Origin of the sequence: Micromonospora halophytica (assembly GCF_900090245.1) — a bacterium.
In the GTDB taxonomy this organism is placed as follows: domain Bacteria; phylum Actinomycetota; class Actinomycetes; order Mycobacteriales; family Micromonosporaceae; genus Micromonospora; species Micromonospora halophytica.
On the sequence record NZ_FMDN01000001.1, the window covers coordinates 440299 to 463445 of the forward strand.

The 23147-nt window shown below is 74.3% G+C and carries 23 protein-coding genes; 13 read left to right on the forward strand and 10 right to left on the reverse strand.

What is annotated here, in order from left to right:
* Window positions 1-55 precede the first annotated feature (55 nt).
* Entirely contained in the window at window positions 56-1105 is a 1050-nt protein-coding gene (locus GA0070560_RS02075; protein WP_091290435.1) for a glucose 1-dehydrogenase, read from the forward strand.
* A gap of 28 nt (window positions 1106-1133) precedes the next feature.
* Here GA0070560_RS02075 and GA0070560_RS02080 read toward each other — a convergent pair whose 3' ends face one another.
* Complete coding sequence (locus GA0070560_RS02080) at window positions 1134-2450, reverse strand: DUF2252 domain-containing protein (RefSeq protein WP_091290437.1); 1317 nt, start codon at window positions 2448-2450, stop codon at window positions 1134-1136.
* Window positions 2451-3422: 972 nt separating this feature from the next.
* Window positions 3423-4025 (reverse strand): NADH-quinone oxidoreductase subunit B, encoded by a 603-nt coding sequence (locus tag GA0070560_RS02090; RefSeq protein WP_091290440.1) that lies wholly within the window; start codon window positions 4023-4025, stop codon window positions 3423-3425.
* 238 nt (window positions 4026-4263) lie between these two features.
* Between GA0070560_RS02090 and GA0070560_RS02095 the strand changes: the two genes are divergently transcribed.
* Window positions 4264-4812, forward strand: a complete 549-nt coding sequence (locus GA0070560_RS02095) for a SigE family RNA polymerase sigma factor (protein WP_091290442.1) — start codon at window positions 4264-4266, stop codon at window positions 4810-4812.
* A complete protein-coding gene (locus GA0070560_RS02100) occupies window positions 4805-6010 on the forward strand; it encodes a hypothetical protein (protein ID WP_091290445.1) in 1206 nt (401 codons plus the stop codon). Before GA0070560_RS02095 ends, GA0070560_RS02100 begins: the two co-directional genes overlap by 8 nt.
* A 97-nt stretch (window positions 6011-6107) precedes the next feature.
* Here the strand turns inward: GA0070560_RS02100 and GA0070560_RS02105 are convergent, their stop codons facing one another.
* The 3 genes from GA0070560_RS02105 to GA0070560_RS02115 are packed head-to-tail and all read right to left on the reverse strand — an operon-like array spanning window position 6108 to window position 9369.
* Entirely contained in the window at window positions 6108-7601 is a 1494-nt protein-coding gene (locus GA0070560_RS02105; RefSeq protein ID WP_091290448.1) for a pyridoxal phosphate-dependent decarboxylase family protein, read from the reverse strand.
* Window positions 7598-9022 (reverse strand): MFS transporter, encoded by a 1425-nt coding sequence (locus tag GA0070560_RS02110; RefSeq protein ID WP_091290450.1) that lies wholly within the window; start codon window positions 9020-9022, stop codon window positions 7598-7600. Before GA0070560_RS02110 ends, GA0070560_RS02105 begins: the two co-directional genes overlap by 4 nt.
* A gap of 32 nt (window positions 9023-9054) precedes the next feature.
* Window positions 9055-9369: an MGMT family protein gene (locus tag GA0070560_RS02115; protein WP_091290888.1), complete on the reverse strand. Its 315-nt coding sequence runs from the start codon at window positions 9367-9369 to the stop codon at window positions 9055-9057.
* 13 nt (window positions 9370-9382) lie between these two features.
* On the opposite strand from GA0070560_RS02115, the gene proB reads away from it, so the two are divergent.
* From proB to GA0070560_RS02155, 8 genes are all read left to right on the forward strand, one after another.
* Entirely contained in the window at window positions 9383-10540 is a 1158-nt protein-coding gene (gene proB, locus GA0070560_RS02120) for a glutamate 5-kinase (RefSeq protein ID WP_091290452.1), read from the forward strand.
* A 96-nt stretch (window positions 10541-10636) separates the two neighbouring features.
* Entirely contained in the window at window positions 10637-11881 is a 1245-nt protein-coding gene (locus GA0070560_RS02125; RefSeq protein WP_091290515.1) for a glutamate-5-semialdehyde dehydrogenase, read from the forward strand.
* Window positions 11882-11971: 90 nt separating this feature from the next.
* The gene (locus tag GA0070560_RS02130) at window positions 11972-12370 is read left to right on the forward strand and encodes a YbaB/EbfC family nucleoid-associated protein (protein ID WP_091290516.1); all 399 of its coding nucleotides are present in this window, start codon (window positions 11972-11974) and stop codon (window positions 12368-12370) included.
* A 2-nt stretch (window positions 12371-12372) separates the two neighbouring features.
* Complete coding sequence (locus GA0070560_RS02135) at window positions 12373-12696, forward strand: WXG100 family type VII secretion target (RefSeq protein WP_091290518.1); 324 nt, start codon at window positions 12373-12375, stop codon at window positions 12694-12696.
* Window positions 12697-12718: 22 nt separating this feature from the next.
* Window positions 12719-13213, forward strand: a complete 495-nt coding sequence (locus tag GA0070560_RS02140; RefSeq protein ID WP_091290520.1) for a WXG100-like domain-containing protein — start codon at window positions 12719-12721, stop codon at window positions 13211-13213.
* A complete protein-coding gene (locus GA0070560_RS02145) occupies window positions 13206-13835 on the forward strand; it encodes a hypothetical protein (RefSeq protein WP_091290522.1) in 630 nt (209 codons plus the stop codon). The genes GA0070560_RS02140 and GA0070560_RS02145 overlap by 8 nt, the downstream gene beginning before the upstream one ends.
* The gene (locus GA0070560_RS02150; protein ID WP_091290524.1) at window positions 13832-14449 is read left to right on the forward strand and encodes a hypothetical protein; all 618 of its coding nucleotides are present in this window, start codon (window positions 13832-13834) and stop codon (window positions 14447-14449) included. Before GA0070560_RS02145 ends, GA0070560_RS02150 begins: the two co-directional genes overlap by 4 nt.
* A 28-nt stretch (window positions 14450-14477) precedes the next feature.
* Complete coding sequence (locus GA0070560_RS02155) at window positions 14478-14993, forward strand: SUKH-4 family immunity protein (protein WP_091290531.1); 516 nt, start codon at window positions 14478-14480, stop codon at window positions 14991-14993.
* Here the strand turns inward: GA0070560_RS02155 and GA0070560_RS02160 are convergent.
* The 5 genes from GA0070560_RS02160 to GA0070560_RS02180 all read right to left on the reverse strand — a co-directional run bounded on the left by GA0070560_RS02160 (window position 14986) and on the right by GA0070560_RS02180 (window position 22010).
* On the reverse strand, window positions 14986-15810 hold the full coding sequence (locus GA0070560_RS02160) for a prenyltransferase/squalene oxidase repeat-containing protein (protein ID WP_091290891.1): 825 nt from the start codon (window positions 15808-15810) through the stop codon (window positions 14986-14988). The two genes, GA0070560_RS02155 and GA0070560_RS02160, sit on opposite strands and share 8 nt — an antisense overlap.
* A gap of 174 nt (window positions 15811-15984) precedes the next feature.
* The gene (gene moeZ, locus GA0070560_RS02165; RefSeq protein WP_091290533.1) at window positions 15985-17166 is read right to left on the reverse strand and encodes an adenylyltransferase/sulfurtransferase MoeZ; all 1182 of its coding nucleotides are present in this window, start codon (window positions 17164-17166) and stop codon (window positions 15985-15987) included.
* A gap of 111 nt (window positions 17167-17277) precedes the next feature.
* Entirely contained in the window at window positions 17278-18015 is a 738-nt protein-coding gene (locus tag GA0070560_RS02170) for a DUF3152 domain-containing protein (protein WP_091290537.1), read from the reverse strand.
* A gap of 259 nt (window positions 18016-18274) precedes the next feature.
* The gene (locus GA0070560_RS02175) at window positions 18275-19249 is read right to left on the reverse strand and encodes an alpha/beta fold hydrolase (protein WP_091290540.1); all 975 of its coding nucleotides are present in this window, start codon (window positions 19247-19249) and stop codon (window positions 18275-18277) included.
* Window positions 19250-19292: 43 nt separating this feature from the next.
* Complete coding sequence (locus tag GA0070560_RS02180) at window positions 19293-22010, reverse strand: hypothetical protein (RefSeq protein WP_091290542.1); 2718 nt, start codon at window positions 22008-22010, stop codon at window positions 19293-19295.
* Between the two features lie 149 nt (window positions 22011-22159).
* On the opposite strand from GA0070560_RS02180, the gene GA0070560_RS02185 reads away from it, so the two are divergent.
* Together GA0070560_RS02185 and GA0070560_RS02190 are read left to right on the forward strand one after the other, a co-directional pair.
* A complete protein-coding gene (locus GA0070560_RS02185) occupies window positions 22160-22798 on the forward strand; it encodes a TetR/AcrR family transcriptional regulator (protein WP_091290545.1) in 639 nt (212 codons plus the stop codon).
* 65 nt (window positions 22799-22863) lie between these two features.
* Window positions 22864-23091 carry a DUF3107 domain-containing protein gene (locus GA0070560_RS02190; RefSeq protein WP_088976183.1) on the forward strand — a complete coding sequence of 76 codons (228 nt, stop codon included), beginning with the start codon at window positions 22864-22866 and terminating at the stop codon, window positions 23089-23091.
* Window positions 23092-23147 lie beyond the last annotated feature (56 nt).

A 23147-nucleotide genomic window follows, 5' to 3' on the forward strand; every position in this document is an offset into this window, starting at 1 on the left:
CGGGCATCTGCCGCTTTGCCCGGCACGGGGCGGCGCAGCGGGGAAAGATGAAGCCGTGCGCGCTGTGACTGTGGCTCCCGGGGTCCCCGATTCGCTGCGCCTGGACCAGGACTGGCCCGAACCCGCCGCCGAGGAGGGCGCGATCCTGGTCGAGGCGCTCGCGGTGGGCATCTGCGGCACCGACCAGGAGATCATCGAGGGGCACTACGGCGAGGCGCCGCCCGGGCAGCAGCGGCTAGTGCTCGGCCACGAGTCCCTCGGCCGGGTGTTGGAGGACCCGACCGGCACCCTGCAGGCCGGTGATCTGGTGGCCGGCATCGTCCGGCATCCTGACCCGCTGCCCTGCCCCAACTGCTCGGTGGACGAGTGGGACATGTGCCGCAACGGGCAGTACACCGAACACGGCATCAAGGCGCTGCCCGGCTTCGCCCGGGACCGGTGGCGGGTGCAGCCGAAGTTCGCCGTGGGGCTGGACCCGGTCCTCGCCCCGGTCGGCATGCTGCTGGAACCGGCCAGCGTGGTGGCCAAGGCGTGGGACCACATCGAGCGGATCGGCGCCCGCTCGGAGTGGAAGCCGCAGAGCGTGCTCATCACCGGCGCCGGCCCGATCGGCCTGCTGGCGGCGCTGCTCGCCACCCAGCGCGGGCTGTCCGTGCACGTACTGGACCGCAACACCACCGGCCCGAAGCCGGACCTGGTCCGGGCGCTCGGCGCGACGTACCACACGGAGACGGTGGGCGAGCTGGACCTGGAGCCGGACGTGGTGGTCGAGTGCACCGGCGCGCCGGGGGTGGTGCTGGACGTCATGTGCAAGGTCGGGCCGAACGGGATCGTCTGCCTGACCGGGGTGTCCAGCGGCGGCCGGACGATCGACTTCGACGCGGGCGCGCTCAACCGGGCCCTGGTGCTGGAGAACAACGTCGTCTTCGGCTCGGTCAACGCCAACCGGCGGCACTGGGACCAGGCCGCCGAGGCCCTCGCCCGGGCCGACCAGTCCTGGCTGGGCTCGCTGATCACCCGCCGGGTGCCGGTGGCGGAGTACGCCCGGGCGTACTCCTCGGGCGGCGGCGAGGACATCAAGGTGGTGCTCGACTTCACCGCCTGATCCGACGCGGTCGGGCCGGGCCGGCCGGTCAGATCCCGGGCAGCCGGCCGTTGCGGAACAGGTCGACGAAGAGCTGGTGGTCCTCTCGCGCCCGCACCCCGTACGCGTGGGCGAAGTCGACCAGGTGCGCGACGAAGCCGTCGACGTCGTCCCCCACCGCCGCGACGATCGACTCCTCGGTCGAGTAGTCGACCAGGTCGTGGCTGGACTCGTCGTCGGCGACCGAGTGCATCCGGGCCACCGCCCGGCCCAGGTCGGTGAGCACCCCGGCCAGTTCCTCCGGCTCGTTGACGTCGGCCCAGTCCAGGTCGGCGGCGTACGGGGAGACCTCCGCGACGAGCTGGCCCGCCCCGTCCAGCTCGGTGAAGCCCAGCCACGGGTCGGCGTGCGCCTGCAACGCCCGCTGCGACTCGGCCGTCCGGTGCCCCTGGTGCCGGAAGTAGCCGCGGACCCGCTCGTCGTCGATGTGCCGGGCCACCGCCGGCACCTGCGCCTGCTTCATGTAGATGACGACGTCGTTCTCCAACGCCTGGGTGTGCCCCTCCAGCAGCAGGTTGTACGAGGGCAGCCCGGCCGAGCCGATCCCCACGCCCTTGCGCAGCACCACGTCCTTGACGTGGGCGGCGACCGGACGGAGCCGGGTGGTGGGTTCGGGGAGCGTGCCGAGGTAGTCCTCGAAGGCGGCGCAGACCTTCGCCCGGGTCTCCGGGTCGACCTGGTACACGCCGTCGCCGAGGGAGAACCGCCGCTCGTAGTTGTCGACGGTGGTCTGCGTGGCGAGCAGGTCGACCCGGGTGTTGAGCCGGGCCTGCTGGAGCACCCGGCGCAGCACCCCGTCGGCGTTGTCCAGGGTGATCGAGCCGATCGCGTCGTCCCCACCGGCGGCGATGGCCCGCAGCTCGGTCAGGTACGACCGGGCGAACCCGTCGACCAGGTCGCTGATCACCCGGTCGGAGAGGGCCTTGGCGTAGCAGAGCAGGGCCACGCTGGCCGCGAAACGCTTCAGGTCCCAGGAGAACGGCCCGACGTACGCCTCGTCGAAGTCGTTGACGTTGAACACCAGCTGCCCGGAGGCGTTCATGTAGGTGCCGAAGTTCTCCGCGTGCAGGTCGCCGTGGATCCACACCCGGCTGGTCCGCTCGTCCAGGAAGCGGTCGTCGGCGAAGTCCCCGAGCTGGTCGGCGTAGAAGAGCGACGCGCTGCCCCGGTAGAAGGCGAACGGGGTGGCGGCCATCTTTCGGAACTTGCGGCGGAAGGCCACCGGGTCGAGCGCCATCGACGCGCCGAACTCCTCGGTGAGCACGTCGATGATGAAGGCGGAACGCTTGTCCGCAGACTGGTTCATGGCCCGCAGGCTAATCCCAACCCGCCACCGTCCCGCCTACCCCCTGGGTCGCGCCCAGCCGGTGAAGCGGTCAGCCAGCGCTGTCCGAGGTCGCCGCCTATCTGGGCGTCTCACGCCAGCGCGCCGCGATCCTGGTCGACCGGCCCGACTTCCCGGCCCCCATCGACACGCTCACCGTCGGGCGCATCTGGGACGCCGCAGAGATCCGGACGTACGCCGAACGCCGCAACCGTCCCCTGTCGGAAACCCACCTGACCCACCCTCACCCACCCTCACCCACCCTCACCCCGCCCGCCCACCCGCGCCGATCTTGCACTTGCGGCCCCCGAGAAGGGCGTTTCGCCCGCTTTGCCTGGGCCGAAACTGCAAGATCGCGGGGGTGAGGGCTGCGCTAGGGGCGCATCGTGCGCGGGGGGAGCGGGAGGGGGTAGATCTTGGAAGTTCTCGGGTCCCAGAGGGGCCGTCCGCTTCCAAGATCTGTGAATTTCGGGGCGGGTGGCGTCGCAGGAGGGCTGCGGCTTGGGCAGGGGTGCGAGATCACGCTCGATCCCGGAAAGGGTGGCCTCCTCGCCGCAACAAGGCCACGCGTTCACTGATCGAGCACGATCTTGTTGTGCTGGCCCACGTCAGGCGTTCCAAAGAACCCACCCATGCGGGCCGCGGTGGGTCGGCTTCGACACCGGCTCCAGCTACTCAGGAGTGACCCGTCCGGTTCGCCGCCGTCAGTCGGGGCTCACCATGTCCCGTCCCGCCGGGGCGTCCCCGACAGAGCTGGCGCCTCGGTGGCGAGAACGACCGGTATACCCACACAGGGTCCTCGACAGGGACGCGCCGGTCATGGATGCGTTCCGGAACATCGAGCTTCAACATGGCTGATTGTGCCGGGGCAGGGCACGCGCGAACCGGGGCCCGGACACGGTGTCCTGCCGAGGCCCGCATCCATCACGCGCGCTCGGTCGGTCGGGGCGGGACTCAGTCGGGGCGGCGCATCGGTGGGGCGGTCAGCGACTCCACCGAACGGGAGGACCGGCCGCCGGCCGGTGGGGCCCCGGCGTCGGCCGGGGAGGCCAGGGGGTCGGCCGGGGAGGCCAGGGGGTCGGGGCGGGTCACGCCGCCGACGCCGGACTGCTCGGCGGCGATCTTCTCCTGGAGGCGGAGGATGCCGTGCAGCAGCGCCTCCGGCCGGGGCGGACAGCCGGGCACGTACACGTCGACCGGGATGAGCTGGTCGACGCCCTTGGTCACCGAGTACGAGTCCCAGTACGGGCCGCCGCAGTTGGAGCAGGCGCCGAAGGAGATGACGTACTTCGGCTCGGGCATCTGGTCGTAGAGACGCTTGATCGCCGGGGCCATCTTGTCGGTGACCGTGCCGGAGACCACCATCAGGTCGGCCTGCCGGGGGCCGTGGGCGAAGGGGATCACGCCCAGCCGCATGAAGTCGTGCCGCCCCATGCTGGTGGCGATGAACTCGATCGCGCAGCAGGCCAGACCGAAGTTGAAGACCCAGAGCGAGTAGCGGCGGCCCCAGTTCAGCACGAACCGGATCGGCTCACCGAGCACTGCCGGCAACTGCACGACCGCCTCCTCACCTGTCTCCCACCGGACAGTCAACCACAGCCGTGGGGCGCAACCCGGCGGGCCGGCATCGGCTCTCACCCGTGTGACGACGGGCCGTACCGGGCCGGCGGTGCGCGTCCGGCCCGGCTGTCGGACCCGACGGCATCGACGTCGATCGGACGCAACCACGCGCCCGGTCCAGCCGTGTGACCCGTGCCGGTGGGCACGCACCGCCGGCACCCACGGGGGAGGACGAGTGAGTGTGACGAAAGACAGGCGGCTCGGCGGTCCACCGCCGGACCCCGGCCCCGAGCCGCCGGAACTGACCTTCGACGAGTTCTACCACGCCCACTTCCGAGGGCTGGTCGTCCAGCTCACCGCGTACACCGGGGACCTGGGGCAGGCCCAGGACCTGGTCCAGGAGGCATTCTGCCGGGCGTACGCGCGGTGGGACCGGGTCGCCGGCTACGAGGACCCGCTGGCCTGGGTCCGCAAGGTCGCCTGGAACCTCGGCCACAGCCGCTGGCGACGGCTGCGGACCGCCCAGTCGTGGCTGGTGCGACAGCGCGAGACGCACGTGGCCGGGCCGAACCCGGACCGGGTGGCGCTGGACGCCGCGCTGACCCGGTTGCCGGCGAAGCAGCGCCGGGCGGTCGTACTGCACTACCTGGCCGACCTGTCGGTCGCCGAGATCGCCAGCCAGGAACGGGTCGCCGAGGGGACGGTCAAGTCCTGGCTGCACCGGGGCCGGACGGCGTTGGCGGCGCACCTGCGCGACACCACCGAGGAGGTGCGGGATGCCTGAGCGGGAGACGAGCCTTCTCGGCGAGGAGTTCGACCGCTACCGCCGTACGCTGCTGGCCGAGGTCGTGGCGCCCGGACCCGCCGCCGTCCGGCGGACCGTACGACTGCGCCGCCGCAAGCACCTGGTGGCCGCCGCCACGGCAGCGCTCGCGCTGCTCACCGGCCCGGCCCTCGGGTACGCGGCGCTGCACGAGCCGGCCCCGCCCCCCGGTCCGGTCGACCCCACCCCGAGCGTGACCGTGTCGCCGACGCCGAGCGGGTCGGCCAGCCCCACGCCGGCACCGTCGGCGGGCAGCGGCAGCCCCACCCCGATCCCGCCGGACGGCCGGATCAGCCGCTCCCAACTGCTCGCCACGCCGGTGACCCTGCCGGCCTGGCGCGCCGGGCCGGGCTGTCCGACAGCCGGCGTGCGGCTCACCGGCGACGGCCGGGAGGGCACCAACCACCTGCTGGCCCTCGCTCACGGCGACGTCGACTCCGACGGGGCCGCGGAGACGGTGGCGCTGGTGCGGTGCGCGCTCGGCACCGGCGGGCCGCAGCAGGTGGTCGCCTTCGACCGCGACGCCGGCGGGACGGTGGTCACCGTCGGCCGGGTGGTGGCCAGCACCATCGACAGGCCACAGTGGCTGGTCGCGGTGGACGTGCGCGACGACGGCGTGGTGCGGGTGCAGGTCGGCGACATCCATCCGGGCGGGGGCTGGCCGGGCGAGTGGTCGCAGCGACAGTGGCGGGGCTACCGCTGGAACGGGGAGTCGTTCAGGCAGGTGTCCGGGCCGACCTCGTTCGGGCCGAACCCGCACCAGGCGGACGTCGCGGTCACCGCCACCGACCTGGTGCTCACCGATGCGCCCGACGGCTCCCGCACCGGCAGCGTCACCATCGTGGTCCGCAACACCGGCGACACGGCGGTGGCGTACGTGGCGCTGCGGCTCGACCTGCCGTCGGCGCTGCGCCCCGACGGCGCCGGCTGGGCGGTCTGCCGCAACGACCCGGGGACCACGGGCCGGCCGGTGACCTGCGACCTGAGCCGGCTGGACACCGGCAAGGAGCGTCGGCTCACCCTCGGCTTCCGGGCCGCCGCCGGGGCCGGCGTCGGCGCGGGGACGGCCGAGGTGGACGTGCGGCCGATGGACGAGGGGTTCGACTTCCTGCCCGACGTCGGTCCCGCCGACAACACGACCCGGATCGGCTACCGGTGACGGGCGGGGTACGCGGCCCGGGCGGCGTACCCCGCGCCGGCCCGGCCGTCGCCGGCACCCCGCGTCGGGTGCCGGCGTGGGGCCGGGCCGGGGCCGTTCACCAGGCCGGGCGTTGCAGCAGGCTCACGAACTCGACCAGCAGCCGCTCCCGCAGCGCCGGTGGGGCGGCGTCGAGCAGGGTGTTGACCACGGCCATCCGCTCCGGCGTCGGCGCTCCCGTGCCGCCGGCCCGCCCCGACCCGGGGGCCGGCGTCGCCGCGCCGAGGCCGAGGCCGGCGGCGAGCCCGGCGACCAGCTCGGGGGTGAGCGCCTCCGGGGTCAGCGAGGTCGCCAGCGCCAGCAGCTCGGGCGGGAGCCGGACCGGACCGGCCGCCCGGGCCGCCGCCACCGCGTCCGCCAGCGCCGGGCCGAACTCGGCCACCCGGGGCGCGACGGAGGCGGTCACCGTCAGGTGCACGCTGGGCAGCAGGTCGGCGTACCGCAGTTGCGGCTGGGTGTGCCAGCCCCGGGCGGTCAGCTCGTCGACCAGCACGAACAGGTCCAGGTCGGGGTCGGTGGCGGTGAAGCAGACGACGGTCGACTCCGGCTCGGCCATCAGCCGCAGCCCGGCCACGTCGCGGACCGCCCCGGCGAGGGCGGTCACCGCGTCCCGGGTGGCGGCGGCGAGCCGCAGGTAGCCGGCGTCGCCGAGGTGCCGCAGGGTGGCGTACGCGGCGGCGATCGGGCCGCCCGAGCGGGTGGAGGCCAGCACCGGGTTGATCATCGTGTACCCGGGCCAGTCGGCGTACGCGAAGTACTGTGCGGCGCGCAGCGACGGATCGCGGTGCAGCAGCACCGACACCCCCTTCGGGGCGTACGCGTACTTGTGCAGGTCCACCGAGATCGAGGTGACCCCGTCGACGGAGAGGTCGAACGGCGGCACCGGCACGCCGAGGCGGCGCAGGTACGGCAGGGTCCAGCCGCCGAAGCAGGCGTCCACGTGGCAGCGCACCCCGGCTGCCGCCGCGACGGCGGCGATCTCCGCGACCGGGTCGACGACGCCGTGCGCGTACGAGGGGGCGGAGCAGGCCACCAGCACGGTCTCCGGGCGGATCGCGGCGGCCACGTCGGCCGGCGCGGGGCGCAGCGTCACCGGGTCGACTCCGACCGTGTCGAGGGTGACCCGGAGCAGGTGGGCGGCTTTGGCGAAGGCGGCGTGCCCGCTCGCCGGCACCACGATCCGGGGCGTGGTGATCTCGGGGCGGGCGTCCCGGGCCGCCTTGACGGCGAGGATCAGCGACTCGGTGCCGCCGCTGGTGACGCTGCCGACGACGTCCGGGGCGGCGCTGCCGGGGCCGCCACCGAGCAGCCGGGCGGCTGCGGCGACCAGCGCGTTCTCCATCGCCAGCAGGGACGGGAAGGCGGTCGGGTCGAGCCCGTTGACGTGGGCGCTCTGCGCGTGGGCGGCGGCGGTCAGCTCGTCCAGCCCGGGCACCGCAGGGTCGTAGACGTAGGCGAAGAGCCGCCCGCCGTGGGTGGGCCGGTCCGCGGCGCGCAGCGCGCGGATCTCGGCCAGTACCTCGTCGGCGGGAAGCCCCTTCTCGTCGATCATGATGCGTCCTCCGGGTCGGGGTGCAGGGTCCAGCCGCGCAGCAGCAGCACCGCGCCGCCGACCAGTGTGGCGGGCAGCACGCTGAAGCCGAGCAGCACGCCGAGGCGGGCGGTGTCGGACTGGGCCGCCGCGGTGCCGGTGTCCGAGGAGACGTACCCGGTGAGCGCCAGGACCAGGCCGTAGATGCCGGGGCCGAGGGCCAGCCCGAAGGTCTCCCCCGCCGTCCACAGGCCGGTGAAGACGCCCGCCTGCCGCCGCCCGGTCCGCGCGGTCTCGTCGGCCACGCAGTCGGGGAGCAGGGCGAGGGCGAAGACCTGCTGGCCGGCGTACCCGACGCCGAGGAGCGCGACCACCGCGTAGACGGCGGCGGCGGGGAGCACCGGCGCGGCGACCAGGACCGCCGCCCCGACGGCGAGCAGCACCGACGCGGCGACCAGCGCGGTCCGTTTGCCGAGCCGGGCGCCGATGCGGGTCCAGAGCGGCATCACCAGCAGCGCCGGCCCGACGAAGCAGGCGAACAGCAGGGTGGGGCCGTTGGCCGGGTCGCGCAGGATCTGGTCGGCGAAGTAGCTGACCCCGGCCAGGATGGTCGCCACCCCGGCGGACTGGATCACGAAGCAGAGCAGCAGCGCCCGGAAGGGCCGGTGCCGGCCGGCGACGGCGAGCTGGGCGCGCAGCGACGGCTCGGTCTCGGTCACCACGCCGGCGGACGCGGAGCGGGTGCCGAGGAACGCGCCGAGCGCGCCGAGGGCGATCAGCGCGGCGACGAAGATCCCCATCCAGCGGTGCCCGGCGACCCCGTCGCCGCCGGCGGTCACCACCATCGGGGCCACCGCGCCGGAGACCAGGATGGCCAGCGCCAGCACCGCGATCCGCCAGCTCATCATCCGGGTACGCTCCGCGCGGTCGCCGGTCAGCTCGGCCGGCATCGCCACGTACGGTACCTGGAAGAAGGCGAACGCGGTGGCGGTGGCGAGGAAGGCGAGGGCCACGTACGCCCCGGCGGCCGGCCCGCTGCCGAACGGCGCGGCGAAGATCGCGGCGAAGAGCACGGCGAGCGCGAGCCCGGCGCCGAGCAGCCAGGGCCGGCGCGGCCCCCAGCGGGAGCGGGTGCGGTCGGAGATCCGCCCGGCGACAGGGTTGACCAGCACGTCCCACGCCTTCGGCAGGAGCACCAGCAGGGCGGCCACCCCGGCGGCCACGCCCAGCGTGTCGGTGAGGTACGGCAGCAGGAGCAGTCCGGGCACGGTGCCGAACGCGCCGGTGGCGAGCGAGCCGAGCGCGTAGCCGGCGTGCACCCGCCGGGGCAGCGGGGACGGGGCCGGGCCGGCGGCGGCGACCGGTGGGGCGTCGGCCCGGGGAGGCGGCGGGGCGGCCCCGGCCGGGCCCGGGGAACCGGCTGCGGCCGGCGGGGCGTCCATGCGGCCGAATGTTACTCATGTTATGGCCCGGGTCACATCCCCTCTTCCGGCCACCAGCTCGCCGCCGCCAGGTCCACCCCGGCGGCGCGCAGCGGGCAGCCCTCGGCGCGCAGCCGGGCCCGCGCCTGGACCTCGTGCCCGGGTGGCAGCCGGCCGGCGGAGTTCACCACCCGGTGCCAGGGCACCCCGCCGCCGTGCCGGGCCATGATCGAGCCGACCAGCCGGGCCGAGGCCCGCCCGGACCGCTCCGCGAGGGCGTCGGCGACCGCCCCGTACGACATCACCCGGCCCGGTGGGATCCGCTCGACCAGCGCGAGCACCGCCTCGACGTACTCATCAGGCGTCACGAGCTGCCACACTATGGGAACGCGCCGAGGTCCGGCGGGACCGACCGCGCAGAATGGTCGGGTGCGCGAAGCAGTCACCCAGGCCCGGCGGGTCGTCGTCAAGATCGGGTCGTCCTCGCTGACCACCGCCGCCGGTGGGCTGGACGACGCCCGGGTCGACGCCCTGGTGGACACCCTGGCCGCGCTCGCCGACGCCGGCCGTGAGGTGGTGCTGGTCTCCTCCGGCGCGATCGCCGCCGGCCTGGCCCCGCTCGGGCTGGCCCGGCGCCCGCGCGACCTGGCCACCCAGCAGGCCGCCGCCAGCGTCGGGCAGGGCCTGCTGATCGGTCGGTACGCGGCCGGCTTCGCCCGGCACCGGCTCACCGTCGGGCAGGTGCTGCTCACCGTCGACGACGTGACCCGGCGGGCGCACTACCGCAACGCGTACCGGACCCTGCGCAAGCTGCTCGACCTGCGGGCGGTGCCGATCGTCAACGAGAACGACACGGTCGCCACCGAGGAGATCCGGTTCGGCGACAACGACCGGCTGGCCGCCCTGGTCGCCGCCCTGGTCGACGCCGACCTGCTGGTGCTCCTGTCGGACGTGGACGCGCTCTGGACCGGCGCCCCGACCCAGCCGGGCAGCAGCCGGATCACCGAGGTGCGCGGCGAGGGCGACCTGGCCGGCATCGACATCGGCGGGGCCGGCCGGTCCGGGGTCGGCACCGGCGGCATGGTCACCAAGGTCGAGGCGGCCCGGATCGCCACCGGCTTCGGCATCCCGGTGGTGCTCACCGCCGCGCCGCTGGCCGGCGACGCGCTGGCCGGCGAGGCGGTCGGCACGTACTTCCACCCGAGCAGCCGCCGACCCGCCGCCCGGCTCTTCTGGCTGGCCCACGCCACCGCGCCCCGGGGCCGGCTGCACCTCGACCCGGGGGCGGTGCAGGCCGTGGTGGGCCGGCGCAAGTCGCTGCTGCCCGCCGGGATCACCGCCGTGGACGGCGCGTTCACCGCCGGCGACCCGGTCGACCTGGTGGACGCCGAGGGCGCGCCGGTGGCCCGAGGGCTGGTCAACTACGACGCGGTGGAGCTGCCGGGGCTGCTCGGCCGCTCCACCGGAGAGCTCGCCGCGGCGCTCGGCCCGGCGTACGAACGGGAGGTCGTCCACCGTGACGACCTCGTGCTGCTGTGAGGAGTTGCGGATGAACATGAGCGAGCGTCAGCGAGCGAATCATCAGTCCAGCGCGGCGGTGCCTCATGGCGGCACGGAGCGAAGCGGAGTGCCGGCATGAGCGTCAGCGAGCAGGCCCGCCGGGCCCGGGAGGCGGCGGGGGAACTGGCCGTGGTCACGCGTACCGCCAAGGACGCCGCGCTGCACGCGATGGCCGACGCGCTGGTGGCGCGTACCCCGGAGATCCTGACCGCCAACGCGGCGGACCTGGCGGCCGGGCGGGAGGCCGGGCTGAGCGCGGCCGTGCTGGACCGGCTCGCCCTCGACGCGGGCCGGGTGGCGGGCATCGCCGAGGCGCTGCGCCAGATGGCCGCCCTGCCCGACCCGGTGGGCGAGGTGGTCCGCGGCTCGACCCTGCCCAACGGCCTGGAGCTGCGCCAGGTCCGGGTGCCGTTCGGGGTGGTCGGCATCATCTACGAGGCCCGCCCGAACGTCACCGTGGACGCCGCCGGGATCTGCCTGAAGTCCGGCAACGCCGCGCTGCTGCGCGGCTCCTCGTCGGCGGCACACTCCAACGCCGCCCTGGTCGCGGTGCTGCGCGACGCGGTCGCCGGGGCGGGACTGCCGGCGGACGCGGTGCAGCTGCTCGACGCCACCTCGCGCGACTCGGTCAAGGAGCTGATGCGCGCCCGCGGCCTGGTGGACGTGCTGATCCCACGCGGCGGCGCGTCGCTGATCCGCACCGTGGTGGAGGAGTCGACGGTGCCGGTGATCGAGACCGGGGTCGGCAACTGCCACGTGTACGTCGACGCCGCCGCCGACGTCGCCAAGGCGGTGGCGATCACTCTGAACGCCAAGACCCAGCGGCTGTCCACCTGCAACACCGCCGAATCGCTGCTGGTGCACGCGGCGGTGGCGGACGCCTTCCTGCCGCCGGTGCTGGCCGCGTTCGCCGACGCCGGGGTCACCGTGCACGGTGACGCCCGGGTGGCCGCCCACTCCGACGCCGTCGTCCCGGCCACCGACGAGGACTTCGCCACCGAGTACCTGTCGGCCGACATCTCGGTGGCCGTGGTCGACTCCCTGGACGCGGCGGTCGCGCACATCCGCCGGTACGGCACCGGACACACCGAGGCGATCGTCACCGACTCCCAGTCGGCGGCGCGTGAGTTCGTGGCCCGGGTGGACGCGGCTGCGGTGATGGTGAACGCCTCGACCCGGTTCACCGACGGCGGCGAGTTCGGCTTCGGCGCGGAGATCGGCATCTCCACCCAGAAGCTGCACGCCCGCGGTCCGATGGGCCTGCCCGAGCTGACCAGCACCAAGTACGTCGTCACCGGGGACGGCCACCTGCGCGGCTGAACCTCTTCTGTGGAGGGTCGCCCTGGGGGGTCGCACCGGGTCGCTAGGCTGGTACGCGGATTTCGGCACGGCTTGTCTGGGGGAGGCGGCATGCTGGACGACAGCGCCCTGGAACAGCAACTGACGCAGGCACGGGCCGCGCTGCGGGAGGCATCCCGCAGCGCCGTCCCACGGGAGCGGGCGGAGTCGGTGGCGGAGGCCGCCGACGGGCGGATCCGGGTCACCCTCGGCACCGACGGGCGACTCAGCGCGGTCGAGATCGACCCCCGGGTCCTGCGCGAGGGCTCGGAACACCTCGCCGACGAGCTGCGCCGGGCGGTGAACGCCGCGCTCGACGGGCAGGACCCGGGCGTGGGCGCCGAACCGGTGCCCGACCTCGCCGCGATGAGCGCGACTCTGGAGCGCCTCCAGGACCAGGGCCTGCGCCAGATGCGGGAGATCAGCACCACGATCAGCGAGACCATGCGCAAACTTCAGCAGCGGAGCTGACCGTGGAGCCCCTCGACGTCGACGTCGACGCGCTCACCCGCGGCGCGGAGCAACTGGCCGAGGCGAAGGAGAGCGTCCGGCAGACCTTCGAGTCGTTCCAGGCGGCGGTCGGCGCGTACGAGCAGGCCTTCGGCGGCGACGAGATCGGCATGCTGCTGGGCGTCGCCCACCAGGCGTGCGTGGAGGCGCTGACCGAGTGCCTGAGCACCAACATCACCGAGCTGGAGAGCTACGCCGAGGGCCTGCGCGGGATGGCGGAGAGCTATCGGGCCGTGGAGGACGGGGTCACCGACGCCTTCCGGTCGATCCTCGGCAAGCTGGGCTGAGCCCAGGAAGAGAGGAGTCACCGTGGGCCTGACGCTCCCGGGTGAACTGGCGTCCCTGCTGTCGATGCTCGGGTACGACTGGCCCGAGTCCGACGAGACGGCGTTGTTCCGGCTGGCCGGCGAGTGGACCGGCATGGCCGACCGGATCAACGGCTCGGTGGCGCAGCTGGAGTCGGCGGCACGGTCGGTGCTCGACACCAACCGGGGCGAGAGCATCACGGCCTTCGCCAGTGAGTGGAACGACAAGGAGTCGGCGGCCCGCAACGTCGCCGACGCCGCGAACCCGGCCACCGTCATCGGGATCGGGCTGATGGCCGCCGCCGGTGTGGTGCTCGCCCTGAAGATCAACGTGATCATCCAGCTCGTGGTGCTGGCGATTCAGATCGCCCAGGCGATCGCCACGGCGGTGGTCACCTTCGGCGCGTCCCTGCTGCAGATCCCGATCTTCAAGATGATCACCGGGCTGATCGTCGACCAGCTCATCGGACTGGCCGTGGACACGGTGCTCAATGGCTAAGAAGCGCACCGCGCCGTCCCGGCGGACGCAGGCGAAGGGCGCCAAGATCGTCTCGGCGCACCTGGAGAACGCCGACGTGTTCCGCACCGCCAAGGCGGCCGGCACCACACCCCGCGGCCCCGCCGTGCTGGTCCTGCGCAACCGCCCGGACTTCGACAAGCGCGACTTCGACCGTAAGGCCAGGGACCTGGTCCGGCTCGGCCGCGAGGGCCGGCTGAGCAAGGCGAAGTCGGACCGGACGGCCAACAACGTCTACCACCGGGGAGGCCGGGGCACCAAGCCGGGCACCCGGACCCGCACCAACGTCTTCCGGGACCGGGTGATCCGCCGACTGACCAAGAACGAGCGGCTCACCCAGCAGCACGGCACCCCGGAGACCAACCAGTACGTGGCCAACAAGGGCCTCGTCGATCGCCTCTACGACGGCCGGGGGCCGATCACCGCCCGGGGCCAGGGACTGGACCCGGACCACGTCCACGAGCTACAACTCGACGGAAAGGACGAATACGCTAACCTCAGGCTGATGGACGCCTGGACCAACCGCCAGATCGGCAGCGACATCTCCGTGGCGTTGCGCGACGTCCCCGAGGGCACCCCGATCATCGTGAAGGTCCTGCCGTGACCGGTGCGGACCCCGCCGTCCTGACCCGGATCGCCGAGAAGCTGGAGCTGCTCACCCGGGTCGAGTCCGAGCACGGCTTCGGTGTGCGCATCGAGGGGCCGGCGCCGCTGGAGCCGATCGCCGACCTGCCCGGCGTGGCCGAGGTCTACAGCCTGTTCCAGCGGTTGGAGGGCGACAACTTCCGGTTCCACGCGCCGAAGGAGATCCTCACCCCGCAGGCCTGGGCGGAGCACGAGGTCGACCCGGACGACCCGATGGGCACCCCGCTGATCGTCGGCTACGAGATGGACAGCGTCCCCCGTGGCCTACGCGCCGAGATCCGCGGCGGCGACCCGATCTACCTCGACCTGGAAGACCTGGACGTCTACTACATGGAGTCCAGCGCCTACGTCCACCAGTACGAGCACCCCGACGAGGACGTCGAGTTCACCATCATCGCCCCCGACGTCGCCACGTTCTTCGACGAACACGTGCTCGGCCCCCGCTACCCCGAGCTGACGGCCGTCGTCTTCGGCCCCGCCGCCGCAGAGCAGCGGCTGCGCAAGGGCCGGCACGCAGGCGAGTACGCCGACAACTGGCGGCGGCTGCTGATCGCCGCCGGCCTGTCCTCCTGACCCACCGTCGACCCTGCGAAGGACCGTCATGGCAGCTGATCCCCGGTTCACCGCACTGTGGAACTCCGACGAGCTCATCCCGTACCCGCGTGAGGCGTGGCTGGAGGGCGGCTTCGCCCCGGACATGCTCCCGGCCGGCGACGAGATCCCGCTCGACGTGGAGGTCGTCTACACCGCCTTCCTCGAAGGCGACATCGAGCTGTACGACACCATCCAGCTCACCACCGAGGACGGCTCGCTGGACGTCCGGCTGATCGTGGTCGGGGCGGTCGCCGACAACACCGACCTGCTCTACGTGCTCGACCCGCGCACCGGCGAGATCCTCCAGTTCGATCTGGAGCAGCAGGACATCCAGCCGGTGAACAGCACCTTCCGCACCTTCGTCGAGTTCCTCTACCAGTTCGCGCTCTTCGTGGAGGCCGACGAGGGCAAGCCGGGCCGGGCCGAACGCGCGGAACAGCTCCGGACGGTCCTGGAGAGCATCGACCGGGCCGCTTTCGCCCCGGACGGCTGGTGGCCGCTGGTGATCAGCCAGCTCAAGTGACCGCCGGGCGGCACGCCCGGATCGCGGTCAGCGTGGTGTGCACGTCGAACTGGTGCCCGTCGTCGCTGTCCCAACCGCCGTCGCTGCGCTGGGTCTCGGCGAGCCGCCTGCGGGCCGAGACCAGCAGCCACTGCTCCTCGCCCACCTCGACCCGGCGCAGCGTCGCGGCCAGCCAGGCCGCGTCCGCCGGGGACACCTTCGGCACCCGTTCGGCCAGCACCGCCTGGATCCGCGCCGACTCGTAGTACATCTCCTGCCGGTGCAGCACGGCGGCGCTCAGCCAGCCGGCGGGCAGGAAGGACGGCCAACTGCCGTCCGGGGCGAGTTGCGTGGCCAGCGCGTGCGCCGCCGCCTGCACCACCCCGGCGTACGCCCCGCCCACCCGGTGGTCGAGCGGGCCGGCGGCCCGGGCGTCGAGCCCGGCGACAGTCAGCCAGAAGCCGGCGTTGGCGGTGAGGTAGAGCCGGGCCTCCGGGTCGCCGGGGCGGGCCCACTCCGGGGCGAGGCCGGCCAGTCGCGGGTCCTCCTCCCAGCCACCGTCGGGCAGTTGCCGGGTGGCGAGCCAGTCCAACGCGCGTCGGGCGGCCGGGCGGCCGAGGGCACCCAGGTCGTCCAGCTCCGCCAGGCGGAAGCAGGTCGCGTCGACCGAGGCGACCTCACCACCGAGCACGGCCGGCCAGCCACCGTCGGGCGTCTGCCCCGCCTCGGCCGCGTCGAGCAGCTCGTCCGGCACCGGCGCGCCGGTGCGCAACCGGGACAGTCGGGCGCGGTCCACCGCGTCCCCGTGAGCCACGACGAAGCCGATCGCGGCGTCCATGTCGACCACGGCGGACACGCTACCTGCGAAAAGGTGATCGCGCCTCCGGCGGACGGCCCGGCCGGGTCCACCGGGCAGCCACACCGACCGGCGTGCCGTACGGACCGGTCCGCCGTCCGGCTGTGGTACGCGAAGGCCCTCCCGCAGCGGCGGGAGGGCCTTCGGTCCGACCGGTCAGTACGCGGGCAGCGACGGGTCGATCTGCTTGATCCAGGAGAGCACGCCGCCCTGGACGTGCACGGCGTCGGAGAACCCGGCAGCCTTGAGCGCGGCGAGCGCCTCGGCGGAGCGGACGCCGGACTTGCAGTGCAGCACGATCTGCCTGTCCTGCGGGAGCTTCGACAGCGCCTCACCCGAGAGGATCTCGCCCTTGGGGATCAGCGTGGCGCCGGGGATCCGGACGATCTCGTACTCGGCGGGCTCGCGGACGTCGACCAGGAAGATGTCCTTGCCTGCGTCCTGCCACTCCTTGAGCTCGACGGCGGTGATGGTGGAGTCGACCACCGCCTCCTGCGCCTCCTCGGAGACCGCACCGCAGAAGTCCTCGTAGTCCTCCAGCAGGTCGGTGACCGTCGGGTTCTCACCGCAGAGCGCGCAGTTCGGATCCTTGCGGACCTTGATCTTGCGGTAGCTCATCTCCAGGGCGTCGTAGACCATCAGCCGGCCGACCAGCGGCTCACCGATGCCGGCGAGCAGCTTGATCGCCTCGTTGACCTGGATCGAGCCGATCGACGCGCAGAGCACACCGAGCACCCCACCCTCGGCGCAGGAGGGAACCATGCCGGGCGGCGGAGGCTCCGGGTAGAGGCAGCGGTAGCAGGGGCCGTGCTCGGCCCAGAACACCGACGCCTGGCCGTCGAAGCGGTAGATCGACCCCCAGACGTACGGCTTGCCGAGCAGCACCGCCGCGTCGTTGACCATGTAGCGGGTGGCGAAGTTGTCGGTGCCGTCGACGATCAGGTCGTAGGAGGAGAAGATCTCCCGGACGTTGTCCCGGTCCAGCGCGGTGTTGTGGATCTCCACGTTGACCAGCGGGTTGATCTCGCGGATCGAGGCGGCGGCGGACTCGGCCTTGGAGCGGCCGACGTCGGAGACGCCGTGGATGATCTGGCGCTGGAGGTTGGACTCGTCGACGGTGTCGAAGTCGATGATGCCGAGCGTCCCGACACCGGCGGCGGCGAGGTACATCAGGGCCGGCGAGCCGAGGCCGCCGGCGCCGACGCAGAGGACCCGGGCGTTCTTCAGCCGCTTCTGCCCCTCCACCCCGACGTCCGGGATGATCAGGTGGCGCGAGTAGCGGCGGATCTCGTCAACGGTCAGCTCGGCGGCGGGCTCGACGAGCGGGGGCAACGACACGGTGGACTCCCCGGGATCGGCTGGTGGCGAACCGGGCCATTGTCGCTCGCTGCACCGGAGGTCGGCCATGAGCAGGGACACCCTGCCCGACATGCGGGAGCGGGAATAACCCTAGAGGCCCTCGGTCGGCTCGCCCTCGTACCGGATGCCGTCGACGTACGGCCAGGCGTTGGCGACGCAGCCGTCCAGGCCGTACGTCTGCTGTTGCATGACCGGCGCCGGCTCCGCGGCGCCGGGGCAGGCCTGGTGCTCCTCGCCGAACTCGTGCCCGACCTCGTGGTTGACCACGTACGTCCGGTAGGTCTCCAGCCCGGCGCGGTAGTGCGGCACGCCGTCCAGCCAGCGGGCCAGGTTGATGATCACCTGGCCGGGCAGCCGGCACGAGGTGTACCGCTCGGTGACCAGCCCGCCCAGGGCGCACATCCGCTCGGAGGTGGCCGGGGTGGCCAGGTAGACGGTGAAGTCGGCGGCGGCGGCCTCGGGCACCCGCTGCACCCGCAGCTCGCCGGAGCCGATCCAGCTGCGCGGGTCGCCGAGCACCTCGTCGACCGTGGCGGCGAAGGCGTCGACGTCCTGGCCGGTCCCTTCCTCCACCGCCACCCGGTAGCGGCGCAGCGGGCCGTCGACGCCCCGCACCGGGGAGCGGCCGTCGGCGGCGGCGAACCGGCCGGGACCCTCGACCGGGTACGCGGGCGGCGCGATCCGCCCGCCCGCGCCGAGCCCGTACGCCGTGTGCCCCTCGGCGGGTGGGGTGGGCGCGTCGCCGGCCCGGACGAGGGCGACCCCGGCGATCGTCGCGCCGAGCGACACCAGGCCGAGCAGCGCGGCCCGCCGACGTCGCCGCCGCATCCGGACCAGGCCGGGACGGGGACCGGTCGGCGCCGGGGCGGCTGCCGGCCGACCGCCATCGGGCGGTGGGAAGGGTTCCACTCCGCCAGCATCCCAGATCAATCGGGCATATCCCCGCTTTTGCCGCAACTATCGCGAGAATGTTTCACAACAGCCGGGCCGGCTCAGAGCGGACGACCCCGGTACCGCCGGCCCTCACTGCGCCACCGGTCCAGGTTGACGATCACCTTCCCCGGCCGGAAGGAAGTGGGCATCCAGCTCAGCCTGCCACGTCCGGCCGCGACACGCCGTGCCCCGACTCGACGAGCAGGTGCAGAACGGCGCGCGCCACAGTGCGCGGCACCTCCACCTGGGCCACGTGCCCGACCCCGGCCAGCATCATCAGCCGGCTGTCCGGGATCACCCGGGCGGTCTGCGGCGCCACCCGGACGTCCACCAACCGGTCCTGCATGCCCCCCACCACCAGCGTCGGCGCCTGGATCGACGCGGCGATCCGCCACATCGACCTCGGGCCCGGCAGGTACGACCGCAGGAAGCTGGAGACCAGCCCACGGAACGTCCGGACGTACGCGGCGGCGTAGTGGGCGGCCTCGTAGCGCACCCGGATCTCCTCCAGCGCCTCCTGCCGGCGCTGCTCGCTGATCCGGCTCAGGTCGGCCACGCACGCCTCCATCGCCTGCCGGGCCATCACCTCCGGGGCGATCTGGGCCAGCCGCCACGCGGCCAGCCGCTCCCCGCGCGGGATCGCCAGCAGCGGCAGCATCCGCCCCTGCAACGACCGGTGGAACCCCAGGAACGGCAGGGCCGGCGAGATCAGGGTGAGCGTCCGCACCAGGTCCGGACGCAGGCCCGCCACGTACACCGAGACCGCCCCGCCCAGCGAATTGCCGAACAGGTGCACCGGCCCCCGCCCGGAGTGCTCGATCCACCGGATGACCCGCTCGGCGAAGGCCGGGATGGTGTAACTGAGCCCCGGCTCGCTGCGCCCGAAGCCGGGCAGGTCGATGGCCTGCCCGTCGAGCCGGCCGGCGAGCAGGCCGGCCAGGTCCGTCCAGTTCTGCGACGAGCCGCCCAGCCCGTGCACGTACAGCGCCGGCTCGGCGTCCGGGCCGTCGGCCGGGGTGTCCCGGACGTACGTGACGGTGCCGTCGAGGCGTACCGCCCGGCCCGGCCAGGGCGGCGGGACGTGGTGCGGGGGCAGCAGGTGGTCGGGCCAGAGAGCGGCGCGCTTCATGCCTGCCAGTCTTCCCCGCACGATCCGCGCCGACACCGCCGACTCAGGCGAGCAGGGCCTCCAGGCGACGGTTCACCGCGGCCAGCGTGGCGCGTACCACCGCCTGGCGGGGGTCGCCCGCGACCAGCGCCGAACCGGCGAGCTGCTCCACCCAGCCGTCGCAGACCAGCAGCACCACCACGGTGGCCACCTCGCAGTTGCCGAAGGGCACCACCGCCGCGTGCTCGACGAAGCAGCGTCCCCGCTCGGCGGTGCGCCCGCCACCCCGGAGCAACTGGTCCACCGCCGCCGCGGCGGCCACCGCACAGAGTCGCAGGACGTACCCGTCCACGGCCGGACCGGTCGCGTGGCCGGCCGCGGTCTCACCGGCGGCCAGCAGCCGCACCTCGACCGTGGCGTCGAGACCGAAGGTGCTCACCTGGACGTGGTCGATCACCACCCGGGGCCCCGGCACGCCGCCGGTGTCCAGCGGGCGGGAGGGCGCGGTCTCCGTCGTGGTCATCTGCCCACCGGAGTACGACGTGCCGGCCGTGACCGGGCTGCCGGTGGCCGTCGGAGCGGCGGACAGGGCCGCCTCCTCCACACTGGCCCGGCCCCGGTGCGGGGCGGTCTGCCGGCGGCGACGGGGCACCCCGCCGACCGTGCCCGGCTCCTCCTCCTGGCCGGGGGCGCCGGGGCGCTCGGCGGCGGGGTCGACCCGTGGGGCCGGCTCGGTGGCCCGCGAGCGGCCCACCGGCGCCGACCCCGGCTCCGCCGCACGCGCGTCGCCGGAGCGGGGCTCGGTCGGGGTGCCCTCCGGGCCGGGCGTGGCGCGGGTACGACCCTCCGCCGGCCGGGGTTCGACCGACCGACCCGGGGCGCCCCTGCGCCGCAGTGGCGCGGGGGCGGCAGCGGGCAGGTTCTGCGGGGCTGCCGCCAGCCCCATCCGCTCCTGGAGCAGCCGGGCCACCATCCGGCTCACCTCGGCCGGGTCGGCCCCGTCGGCGAGGTCCAACCGGAGGCTGTGTGCGCCGGCCGGGGTACGGCGCAGCGCGGCGTCCCGCACGCCGGCCACCTCCCGTACGGCGTCCAGGATGGCGTTGACGTCGAAGCCCTCCGGCCGCTCCTGCGGCGGGGCGGGCTCGTCGTCGCGGCGCAGGTGGGTGGCGATGCGGGCGAGTTCCGGGGTCTCGGCGGGTGGCTCCACGGCTGGCGGCTCCGGCACGACGGGCACGTCCGGCTCGGCGGGGACGCGCTGCGGCAGCACCGCCGCGTCGGCGTCCGGGGCCTCGTCCCCGGCGGCCGGCGGGGCCGTGGGCACGGGATCGGGGGCGGAGCGGCGGGCCGCGTAGGGGGGTGCGCTCGTCGGGGCGGGCGCGGACGGCGTGGGGCCCAGACGACGCGGCCCGCTCGTGGCGGGTGCGGTCGCGGTGCCGGGACCGGCGGGGGCCGGCGGCTGGCCGGGCAGGTCCGCAGGCGCGGTGGGCTCCCCCGGTACGGACCGGAGCCGGAACGGCGGCGCGGCCCGCTCGGTGATCGTGGCGGCACCGGCCGGCTCTTCCGCGACGGCGGGCGGCGCGCTGGCCGGGGCGAGCGCGGGCGGGGCGCTGCGGGGCGCGACGGCGGGCGGGGCGCTGCGCGGTGCTGCGGCGGGCGGGGCGCTGGCGGGCGCCGGGGCGGACCGACCGGCCCACGCCGGTCGGTCGACGGGGCGTACCGACGGCTCCGGCTCGGAGCGGGTGACCTCGTACGGCCGGGGCAGCTCGGAGCGGAGGGGCTCGTACGGTCGGGCGGGCTCGGCCCGGACCGGCTCGTACCGCCGGGCCGGCTCGGCCGGCCACTCCGCTGCCCGCTCCACCCGGGCGCGGCGGCCGGACGGCGGCTCCTCCTCGCGGGCCCCGCGCAGGCCGGGCGGCTCCTCCTCGCGGGCCCACGACGGGGCCCAACTCCCGCCCCAGCTCGGGCGGTTCCAGCTCGGCCCCGACCAGTCCGGTTCGTCGGCCGGGCGGCCGGCGACCGGCGACCCGGTGGGCGGCTCCGCCTCGACGGGCTCCGGCGGGAAGCGGTCGGCCCAGGCCGGGGGCTCGCCGGCCGACGGTCCCGGCTCGGCACGGTCGGCCCAGGCCGAGGGCTCGCCGGCCGACGGCCCCGGCTCGGCACGGTCGGCACGGGGGGCGCGGAATCCGGGCGGCACCTCGAAGCCGGAGGGGGCGGTGCCCACCGGCGGCACCTGGACGGCGGGCGGCGCGGAGGCGGGGAAGCCCTCGTCCGACCAGCGGCCCGCCCGGGGCGGGTCGTCCGAGGAATGCCGTGCGGGGCCGGCCTCGGGGTCGTGCTGCTGCTCGGCCGGGGGCGCGGGCCGCTGGGCCGGCACGATCAGCCGGTCGCCGTCGGCGTCCCGGCGCGCGTCGGCGCCGGACCAGGCTTCGGCGGGCGGGGCGCTGACCGGGGCGGGCCGGCCGGCCGGTGGTTCCTCGCCCGGGTGGCTCGTCCCGTTGAGGTGGGGCCGGCCGTTGCGGGGCGCCGGTTCCCCGTCCGACCGTGGGTCGGGCACGGGGGCCGGCAGATCGCCGTGCCCGGGCGAGGAGGCACCCCAGCCGGACGGCTCGGGCCGGTGCCAGGGGGAGGTCGTCTCGCGGTACGCCGGGGCGTCGACCCCGCCGGACCATCCGGCCCCCGGAGGTGCCCACCCGCTGCCGGAGCGGGCCGGATCGTCGTGCCGACCCGTCCCGTCACCGTGCTCTCCCGGGGTGGCGGCACCGGGTTGCCCTGTTTCACTCACCGCGCGCTCCTTGGTCGCCCCCGCTGAGGCTACCGTGTGGTGACAGTGGCGATAAGTTACAGCGGCGGGCCAATTCCGGGGCCGGGGTGGATGCCCTGACCGGTACGGGGTAAAAGTGCCGGCTCGTACGGAGAAACTCGGAGGTTCCCATGACCGCTGTGGGGAACGGTGCGCAGACCGCCGGCCGGCCCACCCGGCTACCCCGCTCGGCACGCCGTAAGCAGCTGCTCGCGGCGGCGCAGGAGGTGTTCGTCGCGCAGGGCTACCACGCCGCCGCGATGGACGACATCGCCGAACGGGCGGGGGTCTCCAAGCCGGTGCTCTACCAGCACTTCCCGGGCAAGATGGAGCTCTATCTCGCACTGCTCGACACGCACTGCGACGCCATCGTCGCCAAGGTGCACGACGCGATGCGCGGGACGAGCGACAACAAGGAGCGGGTCGGCGCGTCGGTACGCGCCTACTTCGACTTCGTCGACCACGAGAGCGAGGCGTTCCGCCTGGTCTTCGAGTCGGACCTGCGCAACGACCCGGCGGTCCGGCAGCGGGTGGAGCGGGTCGAGCAGGGCTGCATCGCGGCGATAACCGACACCATCATCTCGGACACCGGCGTCAGCCGGGCGCACGCCGAGCTGCTCGCGTCCGGCCTGGTCGGGGCGGCGGAGACGGCCGCGCAGTTCTGGCTGGCCGGCGGCCGCCAGGTGCCCAAGGCCGAGGCGGAGGCACTGGTCGCGGCGCTGTCCTGGCGGGGGATCGCGAGCTTCCCGTTGCAAGGTGAGTCAGCCTGAACATCCGGCCCCGAGATCGGATAGCCTTCCCATCGGCGGCTCTTTCGCCCACCTGAGGAGGCACAGTGGAGGTCAAGATCGGCGTGCAGTACGCGCCGCGCGAGCTGGTTCTGGAGAGCGCGCAGTCGCCGGCCGAGATCGAGCAGATCGTGACCGACGCCTTCGGCAAGTCCGAGGGGACCCTCTCCCTGACCGACGAGAAGGGCCGGCGGGTGATCGTGCCGGTCGGCAAGGTCGCCTACGTCGAGATCGCCGAGGCGTCGCCGCGAGCGGTGGGCTTCACCGTCCGCTGAACCGGTCCGGCCCCTGCGGCGGCTCAGCCCGCCGCGGGCCGGATCCGGGCCGTCCC